The sequence below is a fragment of the Bifidobacterium sp. ESL0820 genome (genome assembly GCF_052606235.1).
Map to the genome: position 1 here is coordinate 1,818,564 of NZ_CP199594.1, position 14,303 is coordinate 1,832,866.

A 14,303-nucleotide genomic window follows, 5' to 3' on the forward strand; every position below is an offset into this window, starting at 1 on the left:
AGAACCCGAACCTGTCAAGAGGCCCGGCCTGGGGCTAGACTGTGCCCTATGAGAATCGCGCGTTTTTCCTACAAGGACACCCCACGATACGCCTTCGTCCAAACTGACAAGCAAGACGGCAAGGACTACCTGGTCGAGCTGAGCGGCTACCCCCTGACCGGCCAGCAGGTCGAACCCACCGGCCAGCGTTACCCATTGGACGACGAGGATGTGCGGCTGCTGGCTCCGGTCATCCCTTCCAAGATTTACGGGGCAGCCAAGAACTACCGCGCCCACGCCGCCTACATGGCCGAGCATGGCCAGTCCTCGAACCCGGAACCACCGGAGAAGCTCATGCTCTTCATGAAGCCCTCCACCTCGGTCATTGGTCCTGACGACCCCATCGTCAAGCCCTCCTACAGCAAGGACATGAATTACGAGCCCGAGGTGGCCGTCGTCATGGGCAGGATGGCACGGAAGGTGAGTGTCAATGAGGCCATGGACTATGTGCTGGGCTACACATGCGTCAACGATGTGACCCTGCGCGACCTGCAGAAGAATGATCCTATGTGGACCCGCTGCAAGGGCTTTGACACCGCCTGCCCCCTTGGGCCTTGGATCGAGACCGACCTGGACTATCGGGATGCGAAGATCTCCTTCAAGCTCAACGGGGAAGAGGTGCCCGAGGCCAGCGGCACCACCGCAAACCTGATCCACTCCATTCCTGAGCAGATCGCCTTCATCTCCAGCTTCGCCACCCTGCTGCCCGGCGATGTCATCATGACCGGTACCCCTAACGCCACAGGTTCGTTGAAAAACCGGGACGAGGCCACGGTCCAGGTGGAGGGGATCGGTTACCTGCGCAATGTGGTCATCGATGAGTAGCGAATGGAGCAACAAGCAAGGCAAAAACTTGAGTCGAATGGGCTCAAGTTTGGGAATAGGTATCCTCCTTCTGCTGTTGTAGAAGACAGATGAACCCGTGACGGGGTCTGGTCGAGTGTTTCGGCAGCCCCCGCCGAAGAATGTTGGAGGATGCTCTATGAACGAAAACTTCACCACCATGGCCCAGCAGGCCATAGGCGATGCTATCCAGTCGGCCTCGGCGGCCGGCAACCCCCAGGTGGATGTGCTCCATCTGTTGGACTCTCTGCTGCGTCAGCAGTCCGGAGTGGTGCCTGGACTGATCCAGGCCGCTGGTGGTGACAGCCAACGAGTCGGAGCAGAGGTCCGTCAGGCCCTGGTGGCTCTGCCGTCGGCCAGCGGGTCCACGGCCTCCCAGCCCGATGCCAGCCGTCAGCTCAGCATGGCCCTGGCCCAGGCGGAGAAGGAAATGCAGGCCATGGGGGACGAGTATGTCTCTACCGAGCATCTGCTCATTGCCATCGCTCAGGGTCCCTCGCAGGCCGCCGATATTCTGAATCGGAACGGTCTGCAGGCCGATACCCTGCGCAAGGCCGTGCCCCAGGTGCGCGGCGGCGCCAAGGTGACCAGCCCGGATGCCGAGGGCACCTACAAGGCCTTGGAGAAGTACTCCACCGATCTGACTGCCCAGGCCAAGGAGGGCAAGCTGGACCCGGTCATCGGCAGGGACCAGGAGATTCGTCGTGTCATGCAGATCCTGTCCCGGCGGACCAAGAACAACCCTGTCCTTATCGGCGAGCCCGGTGTGGGCAAGACCGCTGTGGTCGAGGGTCTGGCCGAGCGCATCGTGGCCGGCGACGTACCCACCACCCTGCAGGGCAAGAGGCTGATCTCCCTGGATCTGAGCTCCATGGTGGCTGGCAGCAAGTATCGCGGCGAATTTGAGGAGCGCCTCAAGGCCGTCCTCAATGAGATCAAGAGCGCCAACGGTCAGGTCATCACCTTCATCGACGAGATCCACACCATCGTCGGAGCTGGTGCGGCCGAAGGAGCCATGGACGCAGGCAACATGCTCAAGCCCATGCTGGCCAGGGGTGAACTGCGCCTGATCGGCGCCACCACCCTGGACGAGTACCGTGAGAACATCGAGAAGGACCCGGCTCTGGAGCGCCGCTTCCAGCAGGTCTTCGTGGGCGAGCCCTCCGTGGAGGACACCGTGGCCATCCTGCGTGGCCTCAAGCAGCGTTACGAGGCCCACCACAAGGTGACCATCGGGGATGATGCCCTGGTCGCGGCAGCTACGCTGTCCAACCGGTACATCTCTGGTCGTCAGCTGCCCGATAAGGCCATCGATCTGGTTGACGAGGCCGCTGCCCACCTGAGGATGGAGCTGGACTCCCAGCCTGAGGAGATTGACGAGCTTCAACGCCGCGTCACCCGTCTGGAGATGGAGGAGATGCAGCTGAAGAAGGCCGATGACCCTGCCTCCAAGGACCGCCTGAGCAAGCTGCAGGCCGAGCTGGCGGACTCCCGTGAGAAGCTGGGCGGCCTCAAGGCCCGTTGGGAGAATGAGAAGGCTGGCCATAACAAGGTCGGCGACCTGCGCGCCCAGCTGGATGCCAAGAGGGTCGAAGCTGACAAGGCCACCCGTGAGGGCGACCTGGAGAAGGCTTCCCGCATCCTCTATGGAGAGATCCCCGGCATTCGCAAGCAGCTGGCCCAGGCGGAGAACGCGGCCGAGCAGGCCAAGAACGCCGCCAATGATGCTGGTCCCGATGGGGCTGACATCGCCGGGGGCCCAGCCCAGGAGCCCATGGTTCCCGACCATGTTGATGCGGATTCCGTGGCTGAGATCGTCTCTGACTGGACTGGGATTCCCGTGGGACGGCTCATGGAGGGCGAGAACGAGAAGCTCCTGCATATGGAGGACTACCTGGGCAAGCGGGTGGTCGGCCAGCAAGAGGCCATCCATGCGGTATCCGATGCGGTCCGGCGCTCGCGTGCCGGCATCGCCGACCCTGACAGGCCTACCGGATCCTTCATGTTCCTGGGCCCCACCGGCGTGGGCAAGACGGAGCTGGCCAAGGCTCTGGCCGACTTCCTCTTCGACGATGAGAAGGCCATGGTCCGCATCGACATGTCAGAGTACATGGAGAAGGCCTCGGTCTCTCGTCTGATCGGTGCTGCTCCCGGCTACGTAGGCTACGAGGAGGGTGGTCAGCTGACCGAGGCCGTGCGTAGGCGGCCCTACTCGGTGGTCCTCTTCGACGAGGTGGAGAAGGCCAACCCCGAGGTCTTCGACCTGCTCCTGCAGGTTCTGGACGACGGCAGGCTGACCGATGGCCAAGGTAGGACGGTGGACTTCAAGAACACCATCCTGATCATGACCTCAAACCTGGGCTCGCAGTTCCTGGTCCGGGACGACCTGGACGAGGAGGGCAAGCGCAAGGCCGTCATGGATGCCGTACACGCCAACTTCAAGCCCGAGTTCATCAACCGGCTGGACGACCTGGTCATCTTCCACCCGCTGACCCGGGACGAGCTGGGTTCCATCGTAGACATTCAGGTCAAGCAGGTGGCCCAGCGGTTGACTGATCGGCGCATCACCCTGGATGTCACCGACTCCGCCCGGGAGTGGCTGGCCAACATGGGCTATGACCCGGCCTTCGGCGCTCGTCCCCTGCGTAGGCTGGTGCAAACCGAGGTTGGCGATCAGCTGGCCAGGATGCTGCTGGCCGGCAAGGTCCACGACGGCGACACGGTTCTGGTGGACCAGACCGGTGGCGACCACCTGGAGCTGACTGCCTGGCCCACCGAGAATCTGGTCGATGACTCGGTCACGGTCGACGATGTGACAGCTGATGGCGATGCCGATGCTGATGCCGGCGATGGCGGACGTGATGGTGGCCGTGGCCGTCATGCCGCTCGTGGCGACGATCAGGATCAGGCCCAGTCTCACTGAGATCAATTAGGGTCGGCACACGGGGATAATTCCGGGTGCCGACCCTTTCTGTATTACAGACTGTGCTCTATGGATTCAGTGCAGAGCGGCCGCCGGATCCTTGCCCTCTTGCATGGACTCCCACTGGCTGTCGACGATGACCTGGGGGCGTCGTGCCGCGACTGTCGGAAGTTGGTCCGTGTCGATCAGGGCGAGGTGTAGCCAGCGACGGCGCAGGTGCCGCAGCCGGTGTAGACGACGAATGTTGAGCATGGCCAGAATGGTGGACAGGGCCCCTGCTGCTGCCGCGATCATGGGGTTGAGCATCCAGCCAAGGAAAGGCTGGCAAATTCCGGTGGCAACGACCAGGGCGATGATGTTGTAGACAGTGGACCAGATCAGGTTCTGCCTGATGACCTGGGTCGTGGCCCGGCTCAGTTCTATGGCCCTGCCGGTTCCGTCCAGGTCGTCCTGGTGCAGGATGAGATCCGGTTGCATCGGGTCTGTACCCTCCGCATCTGCTTGAAATTGGGGACCCAGAGCGATGCTTACTCGGGCCTTGTCTGTCAGCTCATGATCAGCGGTTGTCGCAGCTGCCAAAGCCACTAGGCTTGTTCGGCCCCGTTCCCGGGTGGAGGTGGCGTTTTGACCAGTCCGATCCGCTGGAACCCCCCTGCTGGTCCGGGTCAGGTCGTGGTTGAGCCTATCCATGCACTCGCGTTTGCGCTCGGGGGTCAACTGGGTGATCAACATATCCACGCCTGCCTGACGGGCTGCACGCTCGATCCTGTCGTCCGGCTGGCGGCTCCCGTCCAGGATCAGGCTGCTTACCCGCAGGGCGCGTAGATGGGTGGCGGTTCGGGTCAGGGATTCCGTATGCACTCCTTGGCCCTCCGAGTCATCGGGATCCAGCAGAGAGGAGTCGTCCAGGATCAGGGTCCGCACCCGGCCCAGACGGTTCATGGCTCGTGGCGAGGTGAAGAGCAGGCCGTGGGCCAGGCCCGTCTCCAGGCTGGTTCGGAAGGCCATGGGGATGGTCATGGCCGCGACGGCAGGGCAGGCGATGGTCAGTACGCAGACGGCATTGCCTACAGCGTGGGCCAGGTGGGGCTGCGGACCCAGCATGAGCCAGAGCATGAAGGCCCAGACAGCCAGGATCATGATCATGGCGATGGCTGTGTGGACGATCCGATCCATCCTGCGCATGTCGGGGGATCGCTCGACCAGGGCCTGGGGAATGATCTTTGCGAGCCTGGCTGCATAGGTGTTGTCGCCGACGGCGTCAACGCGGATGGACAGTCGGCCCTCCAGAATCTTGCTGGAGGCCAGGATCCGGTCGCCGGGTCCGCATGGCCGGGGTCTGTCGCCGCCTGTCAGCTCGCTGTCGTCCACCAGGGCCGACCCTGATTCCACAACTCCGTCAGCAGCTGGCCGCTCACCTGTGCGTACCAGGAGCAGATCGCCTGGGCGGATCCGGTCGCGTGCAAGGATCTGGGCGGGGACTGACTGCGGATGCTCGGGATCGGCCACCAGGCCTGAGGCTGGCCGGATCTCCGTCAGGTGGTTCAAGGAGGCCACCAGGGAGGCTTCCATTCTGGTGCCGATGACCCGAGCCAGCAAGAGGAGGGTGATGACCACGCCGATCAGATCGAAGTAGGGGGATCGGGAGCCTTCCGGCAGCTGGGATCCGGCCAGGCAGGTGACCAGGCTGTACAGGTAGGCCAGGCTTGTGGCCAGCATGGCCAGGAGGTCGGAGCTGCAGCGGTGCTCGGTCATGGCCTTCCACCCGTCCACGAGTATTCCACGGCCGCAGTAGAAGATGACTGGGGTTATCAGAATAGCCTGCACCCAGGGGCTGGTCAGCCAAGAGGGCATCAAATCGGGGCCGAAACGATCGAACAGATCCAGAACCAGGACGGGCGCGGTCAGCAGGGCGCTGACGATGGTCGGCCTGAGCAAACGGTGGCTGCGCGAGTCCAGATCGGCTCCCCACCTGCCCCAATCCTCGGGATCGCGCCAGGGAGGGTTGGCCGGGGAGCCCGCGCCCGCATCCTGGTCACTGGCATGGGCTGACGGCATAAGGAAGTACCAGATGATCAGCCAGGTGACCGCACAGGCCACGACCAGATCGGCTATCGCCAGGAAGATATCGATACCCACGGATCTCCTTCGGTCTTGCTCCAACCCCTTGATATTCTCTATTCTGCCCGTCATCGGGGCCTGGCACTGGCTTCAAGGCCGATTCCTTGCGGAAAAAACGAATTTTCGAACTACTGTCGACAGCCTGTCGGGCCGACACAGCCCTGGGGTCCAACGTTGGGGGTTTACTAGAACATATGTTCGATTCTACGTCATCAGTGGTCATGGTGGTGCTTCTCCTGCTGATCGGTATGGTCCTGGGAGGGTTGGCCGGGTATGCGCTGGGTCGCACCCAGGGCCGCAGGGCCGTCGGCATGGGGTCTGATAGCCAGGTGGATGAGCTGCGCTCGCAGCTGGATCAGGCCCAGGACCGGCTCCATGGATCCGAAGCGGCGTTGGTGGAGGCGCGGACCAAGGTGGATGGCCTGAACCGAGAGCTTTCCTTCGTCAAATCCCAGCTGGCCCAGGCCCAGCAGGCCGAGCAGATCAGAATCGAGCAGGAGCGCCGCCGTGCCCAGGCGCAGGAGGAGGAGAAACGGCGCAGGCAGGCTCAGAATCTGGAGGAGCAGAGCAAGGTGCTCTCGGCCCTGGCTCCTGTACAGAAGAACCTGGACGCCCTCCAACACAAGGTGGCCCAGATCGAGGAGGGCCGCAAGCAGGAGATGGGCTCCCTGGGACAGCAGCTGAAGAGTCTGGGCGAGCAGCAGGGGAGGCTGGACAAGGAGACCAGCTCCCTGGCTTCGGCCCTGCGCAACAACAAGGTGCGCGGCGCTTGGGGCGAGGCTCAGCTCAGGAATATCGTCGAGTCTGCAGGGCTCTTGGAGCATGTGGACTTTGACACCCAGGTGGTGGTCACCGCCTCGGATGGACGTGTTCTGCGTCCCGACATGGTGGTCCACCTGCCCGGCGGCAAGACCATTCCCATTGATGCCAAGGCCCCCTATTCCGACTACCAGCGGGCCTGCGAGATCCCCGACACCGCTTCGGATGACGAGCTGCGCCGCCGGGACGAGCTGCTCAAGGCGCATGCCCGGGCCCTGCGCGAGCACGTCAAGGCCTTGGCCGACAAGGAGTACTGGAACGCCTTCGAAACGGCCCCGGACTTCGTGGTGGCCTTCATCCCCAACGATTCCCTTCTGCAGGCCGCCCTGGAGGTGGATCCCACGCTGATGGACGACGCCTTTGCCCAGAAGGTAGCCCTGACCTCGCCGGTGACCCTCTGGGCTGTGCTCAAGTCGGTGGCCTACGCCTGGCAGCAGCAGAACCTGTCCGAGGACGCCCGCACCCTCTTCACGCTCACCCACGAGCTCTATGACCGCTTTGTGGTTCTGGGCGATCGTGCCAACAAATTGGGGCGCTCCATCACTGCCACGGTGACTGCCTACAACAAGTTCGCCTCCTCCTTGGAGTCGCGGGTTCTGGTCACTGCCCGTAAGCTGCAGCAGATGGATCCTGCCAAGGTCATCGATTCGGTCGACATGATCGATTCGGACAAGGGCAACATCAGGGAGCTGACTGCCCCGGAGGTTCTTTCCGACCAAGGGCAGTGAGTGCCGCTTAGGGGCCTCCGGCGCTAGTGTGATAAGCATGAACGAGGCAACGAAGAGACAAGAGGGCTCATCCTTCAGGCCCACGGGGTCGCCGGATCTGATTGGGCGCGAATCTGGAACGGACCTGCCTGAGCCGGTCGATCAGCTGCGCGAACTCCTGGCCCAGGAGATCGGCGGGCGTCCCTTCACCGAGCTCAGCGGGGTCACCTTCCACCACCGCGGGGCTGAACTGGCCGGGCATGTTCTTTTGGATACTTTGGAAGATGCGGGCTATTCAGTCGATGATTTCGATGCGGTCGGAGCCCTGACCGCCGCTGCCGTGCCGCTGGCCGATGCCATGCTCCATGCCGCAGCCTCACGCGGTCAGGATCTGGACGCTTTCGTTATGGACTTCGTCTACCCCTCCATCAAGGGCCCATCCATCGAGGGCAGGCGGGTCATCCTGCTGGATGCCTGGCTGGGCCGGAAATCCTATGTGCAGACTTCATCCCTGGTCACCCTGGACAAGAACAACGAGCTCAATCTTGACTGCGGGATCATCCAGCGTCAGGGTGCAAAGACATTGGCCATCGCATCTCTGGTGGGTGGCCGGACCGATGGCAGCATTCAGGTGGTCGATCCGGTGGACGGATCCCGGCAACGGCTGCCTTTCATTTGCGCCTATCAGGAGGATCAGTTCGTCGGCGCGGCCGACGATTCCCCGGAGCGATCATGAGGGAGCCTGATCCAGTGACCCGAGCGGCCATGGCCTCAGATGAGCCGGTCTTCCGCCAGGTGGGGGTCGGCCCCTGGCAGGAAGAGCATCCTGAGCAGCCCCTGCCGACGGACCCGCGCTATGACTGCGAACTGCTGGATCAAGGGGATCGCCGCAATGTCCTGGACAGATACCGCTACTGGAAGGTAGAGGCCATCCGGGACGACTTGGATCGCCGGGGCCGTCATGATTTCGAAGTAGCTGTGGAGAACTGGACCCACGACTTCAATATCGGCTCCATGGTCCGCACAGCCAATGCCTTCGCCGCCAGCCGCGTCCATATCGTCGGTCCGCACAAATGGAACCGCAAGGGCTCGTTGATGACCGAGCTCTACCAGCACGTGGTCCACGATCCCGACATAGCAACCATGACGACTACCCTGCGAGAAGAAGCAGTCAGGCAGGGGGAGCCCATGCCCCGTATGATCGCCATCGACAATGTCCCAGGGGCCGTCCCCATGGAAACATACCGCTTTCCTCGTCGTTGCCTGCTCATGTTCGGCGCCGAGGGGCCGGGGCTGTCCGAGAAGGCCTTGGAGCTGGCGGACGATGTGGTTTACATCTCCCAGTTCGGATCGGTGCGCTCCATCAACGCCGGGGCTGCGGCTGCCGTAGCCATGCACTCATGGATCTGCCAGCATGCCGGGGTGGCGGGTCAATCAGGCCAGGGGCCTCTGCCATGATCGTCGTCGACTCGCTGACCAAGCGCTACGGCTCCCACAAGGCACTGAACCGTGTCTCTTTCACGGCCAGGGACGGTCGGGTGACTGGGCTTGTGGGGCCCAAAGGCGCTGGCAAGTCGACCACCCTGCGCATCGCTCTGGGGCTGGTTCGCCCTGATGCAGGCAAGGCCCTGTTCGATGGCCAGCCCTTCGTCCGGCTTTCATCGCCCATGCGGACAGCGGGAGCGGTACTGAATCCACGCAACGCCCATCCTGCCTGCAAGGCCAGGGATCACCTGCTGGCCTTGTCTGCGGTCAATGGCATTGATCATCGTCGGGTGGACCAGGTGCTTGAGATGGTCGGTCTGCAATCGGTCGCCGACAGGCCGACGGGATCCCTTTCTCTGGGGATGAGTCAGCGGTTGGCCCTGGCCGCTGCCCTGCTGGGTGAGCCGCACAACCTGGTTCTGGATGATCCCCTTGACGGTCTGGATCCGGAGGGAGCCGACCGGGTGAGAGACATCTGCCGCAGCCTCGCCTCACAGGGCAAGGCAGTCCTCCTAAGCTCCCGTAAGATTGACGAGGTGGCTCAAATCGCTGACGATCTGGTCATCATCGCCAAGGGACGGATCTTAGAGAGAACGACCGTGGCCCGATTCATCGGCGAGCACTCCCGTGACTCCATTTATGCGGTGACGCCGCAGCCTGACCGATTAAAGGCCGCCCTGGCCACGGCTGCCGGAATCAGCATCACCCGTCTGCCCCCAGACAAGAACTGTCCTCCGGATGCCGCCCGCTTCCGCATCCAGGGTGCGCCTCTGTCTTCCACAGCCTCGATTCTGGCCCAGGAGGGTGTGGTGCTCTACGAGTTTCAGCAGGAGGAGGTTTCCCTGGAGCAGGTCTACAAGGACGTCATCCACGGCAGAAAGGATGCGCGGCCATGAGTGCCGACAACGGTCGCCGAGCCCGTCGGAGCCGGCGAGAGGTACCCGCAGGAACTGATTACGCAACTCCACGGCATGGTTCCGACTTCACTCGGCTGCGTCGAACCTCGGGGCTGCCCTTCCTGGATTCGCGTCGTCCATCCGGTCAGTTGACCCTTTCCGGGGCGGTCCGAGGGGAGCTGCGCAAGATGTTCTCCCTGCGATCGACTTGGGTCCTGCTGCTGATCATCACGTTGCTGCAGCCGTTGAGCACCGGCCTGATGGCTCGTGCGACCAGGGTTCTGGCTGGCCTGGACCGGCAGATTGATGACTTCCCAGCCCATCTTTTGTCTGCTTCCAGTGACGTTTTCTGGCTGGCCGTTGCTTCCGGCCTGTTTCCGGCCATGATCATGGCGGGCATTCTGGGGGTTCTGGTCCTTACGCGCGAGTTTTCTGGCGACACCATTGAGAGCACGCTGATGGCCAACCCTCGTCGAGGCATGGTCCTGATGGCCAAGGGTCTTGCCTTGGCATTGCTGACTTGGCTGGCGGCACAGGTGGGCCTGCTGTTTGGCTGGATCCTGGCAACCCTGCTTCTGCCAGGCAAATCCGGCGCCTTGCCCGCCTGCAAGCCTGGGCTTGCGCTGATTGATCTGCTGGGCGGTCCGCTCATGCTGGTCCTCTTTGCCTTGATGGGCCTGGGTCTGGGAGCCTTGAGTCGATCCAAGGCCGGCGGGATCGGCTTGTTCTTGGGGCTGACTGTGGTCCTGCCGCTGATTCTGTGCCTTCTGCGGGGTTTAATCCCTCATGCCGGCTGGCTGCAGACCCTCTTCAGGCTGACCCCCGCCAGTCTGCTGGGGACCTTCCTCTCAGGTCTGGGCTGGGCGCCAGAAGCAGGCATCGGCTGGTGGCCGACCTGGTGGCAGGCGGGCCTGATTCTGACGGTCTGGACAGCCCTGTGCTGTGCTCTGGGAACCCTGGTCTTCCGGCGCGCAGACATCGTTTGACCCTGTCTTCTGCGTGTCATAGAGCACCCATATGATAAGTGGTATGCCAACTTTTACACGTGAAGAGATCAAGCACTTGGGCGATCTGGCCCGAATCGCCTTGACCGATCAGGAGGCCGACCGCCTCAAGGGCGAGCTCAATGTGATCGCCGATTCCATCACCAAGGTCCAGGAGGTGGCCGGCGATGATGTGCCCCCCACTGCCAATCCCATTCCTCTGGAAGCCTACCTGCGCCCCGATGAGGCTGAAGAGCCGTTGACCCAGGAGGCTGCCCTTTCGGGGGCCCCGGTCACCGAGTCGGGCATGTTTGTGGCCCCGCGCATTCTGGGTGAGGAGTGAGACGATGAGCGCACAGGAAGAATTGGTCAAGCAATCCGCCTCCGACATGGCCGCGCAGCTGCGGTCCGGGCAGGTCTCCAGCCGTGAACTGGTTCAGGCTCATCTGGATGTGATCGAGGCTGCCGAGCCCAGCATTGATGCATTTCTGCAGGTCAGCGCCGATCGGGCCCTGGAGCAGGCCGATGCCTTCGACCAGCGTCTGGCTCGTGAAGGCGCCGAGGGGTTGCCGGAGCTGGCTGGCGTTCCCATTGCCATCAAGGACATGATCGTCACCGAGGGCATCCCCACTACGGCCGCCTCCAGGATCCTTGAGGGGTGGGTGCCGCCTTACGATGCCACCGTCATCAAGAAGCTCAAGGCCGCGGGGATGCCCATTCTGGGCAAGACCAACCTGGATGAGTTCGCCCAGGGTTCCTCCACTGAGCACTCGGCCTTCAAGACCACACACAACCCCTGGGACACCGAGCGGGTCCCGGGCGGTTCAGGCGGCGGCTCGGCCTCGGCTGTCGGCGCCTTTGAGGCTCCGCTGGCCCTGGGCACCGACACCGGCGGATCCATCCGCCAGCCCGGATCCCTGACCGGCACCGTAGGTGTCAAACCCACCTATGGCGGCGTCTCCAGGTTCGGGGCCATCGCCATGGCCTCCTCCCTGGATCAGATCGGTCCTGTCTCGAGATCAGTGCTGGACGCGGCCCTGCTGCAGGAGGTCATCGGCGGCTATGACCGCCGAGACTCCACCTCCATTCCCAAGCCGGTCCCCCCTCTGGCACAGGCTGCTCGTCAGGGCCAGAAGCGCGATCTGAAGGGCCTCAAGGTGGGTCTGGTCAAGGAGCTGGGCGGCGAGGGCTATCAGCCCGGCGTCGAGGCTCGCTTCAACGAGGCCGTCTCGCTGCTGGAATCCATGGGCGCCGAGGTGGTCCAGGTCTCGTGCCCGCACTTCCCCTACGCGCTGGCCGCCTACTACATCATCATGCCTTCCGAGGTCTCCTCCAACCTGGCCCGTTATGACGGCATGCGCTACGGCCTGCGGGTCATGCCCCCCGAGGGCGTCCCCCAGACGGCTGCCAACATGATGGCTGCCACCCGTGAAGCCGGGTTCGGCGACGAGGTCAAGCGCAGGATCATCCTGGGCATCTATGCCCTGTCTGCTGGCTACTATGACGCTTGGTACGGCTCGGCCCAGAAGGTCCGCACCCTGGTCATCCGCGACTTTGAGAAGGCCTTCGAGCAGGCCGATGTCCTGGTCTCGCCCACGTCGCCGACCACGGCCTTCCGCTTTGGCGAGAAGATGGACGACCCGTTGGCCATGTACCTGAACGACGTGGCCACCATCCCGGCCAACCTGGCTGGCACTCCGGCCATGTCGATTCCTGCCGGGCTCAGCGACGACGGGCTGCCTGTCGGCTTCCAGTTCTTCGCCCCCCAGATGCGCGACGAGGTCATGTACCGGCCTGCCGCCGCTCTTGAGGCGGCCCTGGAGGAGCAGTGGGGCGGGCCCATCTCCAAGAAGCTGTCCACCCCCTGGCTGGATGGCCTGGCTCAGGATTCGACCAAGTAGGCATCGGAAGGAAACGGAATCATAATGGCTGAAAAACTGATGAAGTACGCCGATGCCGTGGCCAAGTACGACCCGGTGTTCGGCCTGGAGGTCCATGTCGAGCTCTGCACCAACACCAAGCTCTTCTGCCCGGCTCATATCGAGTTCGGCGGCGAGCCCAACACCCAGCTGACCCCGGTCTCCCTAGGTCTGCCTGGCAGCCTGCCTGTGGTCAACAAGACCGCCATCGACTATGCGGTCAAGCTGGGCCTGGCTCTGCACTGCAAGGTCAACGAGTGGAGCCAGTTCGCCAGGAAGAACTACTTCTACCCGGACATGCCCCGCGACTATCAGATCTCCCAGTATGACAAGCCCCTGAATGGCGAGGGTTATCTGGACGTGGAGCTGGACGACGGCAGCATTTTCCGTGTGCCCATCGAGCGGGCCCATGTGGAGGACGACGCCGGCAAGAATACCCACGTAGGCGGGGCAGACGGCCGCATCGAAGGCGCCGACCACTCCCTGGTGGATTACAACCGTGCCGGTGTCCCCCTGGTCGAGATCGTGACCAAGCCCATCGAGGGCGCCGGGGCACGTACCCCCGAGGTGGCCGGGGCCTACGTGAGGGCCATCAGAGACATTGTCCGGGCCCTGGGCATCTCCCACGCCCGGATGGAGCAGGGTAACATGCGCGCTGATGTCAACGTTTCCCTGCACGCCGGGCCGGACGCCCCTCTGGGAATCCGGTCGGAGACCAAGAATGTCAACACCTTCAAGGGCATCGAGAAGACGCTGACCTACGAGATCCGCCGTCAGGCCGCCCTGCTGGAGTCCGGCGGGGAGGTGCTGCAGGAGACCCGCCACTGGGATGAGTCCACGCAGACCACTGCCGGCGGCCGGGTCAAGACCGATGCCAACGATTACCGGTACTTCCCCGACCCTGACCTGGTCATGGTTCATGTGACCAAGGATCATATTGAAGAGCTCAAGGCCCAGATGCCTGAGATGCCGCGCGAACGCCGCGCCCGTCTCAAGAAGGAGTGGGACTTCACCGACCGGCAAATGCAGGATGCGGTCAACGCCGATGCCGTGGATCTGATCGAGGATACGGTCAAGGCCGGCGCCACGGCTGCCGGAGCCCGCAAGTGGTGGCTGGGCGAGATTTCGCGCGAAGCCAACGCCCGTGGGGTCAGTCTGCAGGAGCTGCCCATCTCGGCTCAGGATGTCGCTGAGGTGGAGCAGCTGATTGCTGACGGCAAGCTCAATGACAAGCTGGCCAAGCAGACCGTCTCCGGCGTGTTGGCAGGCGAGGGCAAGCCGGCCGAGGTCGTCAAGAAGCACGGTTACCAGGTGGTTTCGGATGACGGGGCTTTGGATGCAGCCGTCGATCAGGCCCTCAAGGACAACCCGGACATCGTGGCCAAGCTCAAGGGCGGCAATATGAAGCCCATGGGCGCTATTATCGGAGCGGTCATGCGGGCTACCAAAGGTCAGGCCGATGCCAAGGCAGTCAGCAAGATCGTCATGGAGCGCATCGCTAAGTCCTGATCAGGCCCGGTCCGCCGGCCTGATTCCATCGGGCTCAGACCGGCGGACCTGCCCGGCTT

11 protein-coding genes are annotated in these 14,303 nt (G+C 63.2%); 10 read left to right on the forward strand and 1 reads right to left on the reverse strand.

The annotated features are described in order from the left end of the window. The first annotated feature begins 48 nt into the window (after positions 1–48). Together ACUIAH_RS07165 and clpB are read left to right on the forward strand one after the other, a co-directional pair. The gene (locus ACUIAH_RS07165; protein ID WP_101432943.1) at positions 49–864 is read left to right on the forward strand and encodes a fumarylacetoacetate hydrolase family protein; all 816 of its coding nucleotides are present in this window, start codon (positions 49–51) and stop codon (positions 862–864) included. Positions 865–1,021: 157 nt separating this feature from the next. Continuing rightward, a complete protein-coding gene (gene clpB / locus ACUIAH_RS07170; RefSeq protein ID WP_445340822.1) occupies positions 1,022–3,805 on the forward strand; it encodes an ATP-dependent chaperone ClpB in 2,784 nt (927 codons plus the stop codon). Positions 3,806–3,880: 75 nt separating this feature from the next. On the opposite strand, the gene ACUIAH_RS07175 is transcribed toward clpB, so the two are convergent. Further along, positions 3,881–5,944 (reverse strand): P-type ATPase, encoded by a 2,064-nt coding sequence (locus ACUIAH_RS07175; RefSeq protein ID WP_445340823.1) that lies wholly within the window; start codon positions 5,942–5,944, stop codon positions 3,881–3,883. Between the two features lie 176 nt (positions 5,945–6,120). On the opposite strand from ACUIAH_RS07175, the gene rmuC reads away from it, so the two are divergent. From rmuC to gatB, 8 genes are read left to right on the forward strand one after another with little or no spacing between them, the layout of a single operon-like run. Beyond that, the gene (gene rmuC, locus ACUIAH_RS07180; RefSeq protein ID WP_445340824.1) at positions 6,121–7,473 is read left to right on the forward strand and encodes a DNA recombination protein RmuC; all 1,353 of its coding nucleotides are present in this window, start codon (positions 6,121–6,123) and stop codon (positions 7,471–7,473) included. Positions 7,474–7,510: 37 nt separating this feature from the next. Beyond that, positions 7,511–8,188, forward strand: coding sequence for an orotate phosphoribosyltransferase (locus tag ACUIAH_RS07185; protein WP_045924914.1), 678 nt, complete (start codon positions 7,511–7,513; stop codon positions 8,186–8,188). Beyond that, entirely contained in the window at positions 8,185–8,910 is a 726-nt protein-coding gene (locus ACUIAH_RS07190) for a TrmH family RNA methyltransferase (RefSeq protein ID WP_445340825.1), read from the forward strand. Before ACUIAH_RS07185 ends, ACUIAH_RS07190 begins: the two co-directional genes overlap by 4 nt. Beyond that, positions 8,907–9,833, forward strand: a complete 927-nt coding sequence (locus ACUIAH_RS07195; RefSeq protein ID WP_445340826.1) for an ATP-binding cassette domain-containing protein — start codon at positions 8,907–8,909, stop codon at positions 9,831–9,833. Before ACUIAH_RS07190 ends, ACUIAH_RS07195 begins: the two co-directional genes overlap by 4 nt. Then, a complete protein-coding gene (locus ACUIAH_RS07200; RefSeq protein ID WP_445340827.1) occupies positions 9,830–10,819 on the forward strand; it encodes an ABC transporter permease subunit in 990 nt (329 codons plus the stop codon). Before ACUIAH_RS07195 ends, ACUIAH_RS07200 begins: the two co-directional genes overlap by 4 nt. Before the next feature lie 43 nt (positions 10,820–10,862). Then, a complete protein-coding gene (gatC, locus tag ACUIAH_RS07205; RefSeq protein WP_015022515.1) occupies positions 10,863–11,159 on the forward strand; it encodes an Asp-tRNA(Asn)/Glu-tRNA(Gln) amidotransferase subunit GatC in 297 nt (98 codons plus the stop codon). 4 nt (positions 11,160–11,163) lie between these two features. Further along, positions 11,164–12,717, forward strand: a complete 1,554-nt coding sequence (gene gatA, locus ACUIAH_RS07210; RefSeq protein ID WP_045924910.1) for an Asp-tRNA(Asn)/Glu-tRNA(Gln) amidotransferase subunit GatA — start codon at positions 11,164–11,166, stop codon at positions 12,715–12,717. Positions 12,718–12,741: 24 nt separating this feature from the next. After that, the gene (gene gatB, locus ACUIAH_RS07215; protein ID WP_445340828.1) at positions 12,742–14,244 is read left to right on the forward strand and encodes an Asp-tRNA(Asn)/Glu-tRNA(Gln) amidotransferase subunit GatB; all 1,503 of its coding nucleotides are present in this window, start codon (positions 12,742–12,744) and stop codon (positions 14,242–14,244) included. Positions 14,245–14,303: the final 59 nt, after the last annotated feature.

What these genes read in the sequence shown, in the direction of transcription:
- ACUIAH_RS07165 (WP_101432943.1), top strand. Translation starts at nt 49, where the DNA reads ATGAGAATCGCGCGTTTTTCCTACAAGGACACCCCACGATACGCCTTC.
- clpB (WP_445340822.1), top strand. Translation starts at nt 1,022, where the DNA reads ATGAACGAAAACTTCACCACCATGGCCCAGCAGGCCATAGGCGATGCT.
- rmuC (WP_445340824.1), top strand. Translation starts at nt 6,121, where the DNA reads ATGTTCGATTCTACGTCATCAGTGGTCATGGTGGTGCTTCTCCTGCTG.
- ACUIAH_RS07185 (WP_045924914.1), top strand. Translation starts at nt 7,511, where the DNA reads ATGAACGAGGCAACGAAGAGACAAGAGGGCTCATCCTTCAGGCCCACG.
- ACUIAH_RS07190 (WP_445340825.1), top strand. Translation starts at nt 8,185, where the DNA reads ATGAGGGAGCCTGATCCAGTGACCCGAGCGGCCATGGCCTCAGATGAG.
- ACUIAH_RS07195 (WP_445340826.1), top strand. Translation starts at nt 8,907, where the DNA reads ATGATCGTCGTCGACTCGCTGACCAAGCGCTACGGCTCCCACAAGGCA.
- ACUIAH_RS07200 (WP_445340827.1), top strand. Translation starts at nt 9,830, where the DNA reads ATGAGTGCCGACAACGGTCGCCGAGCCCGTCGGAGCCGGCGAGAGGTA.
- gatC (WP_015022515.1), top strand. Translation starts at nt 10,863, where the DNA reads ATGCCAACTTTTACACGTGAAGAGATCAAGCACTTGGGCGATCTGGCC.
- gatA (WP_045924910.1), top strand. Translation starts at nt 11,164, where the DNA reads ATGAGCGCACAGGAAGAATTGGTCAAGCAATCCGCCTCCGACATGGCC.
- gatB (WP_445340828.1), top strand. Translation starts at nt 12,742, where the DNA reads ATGGCTGAAAAACTGATGAAGTACGCCGATGCCGTGGCCAAGTACGAC.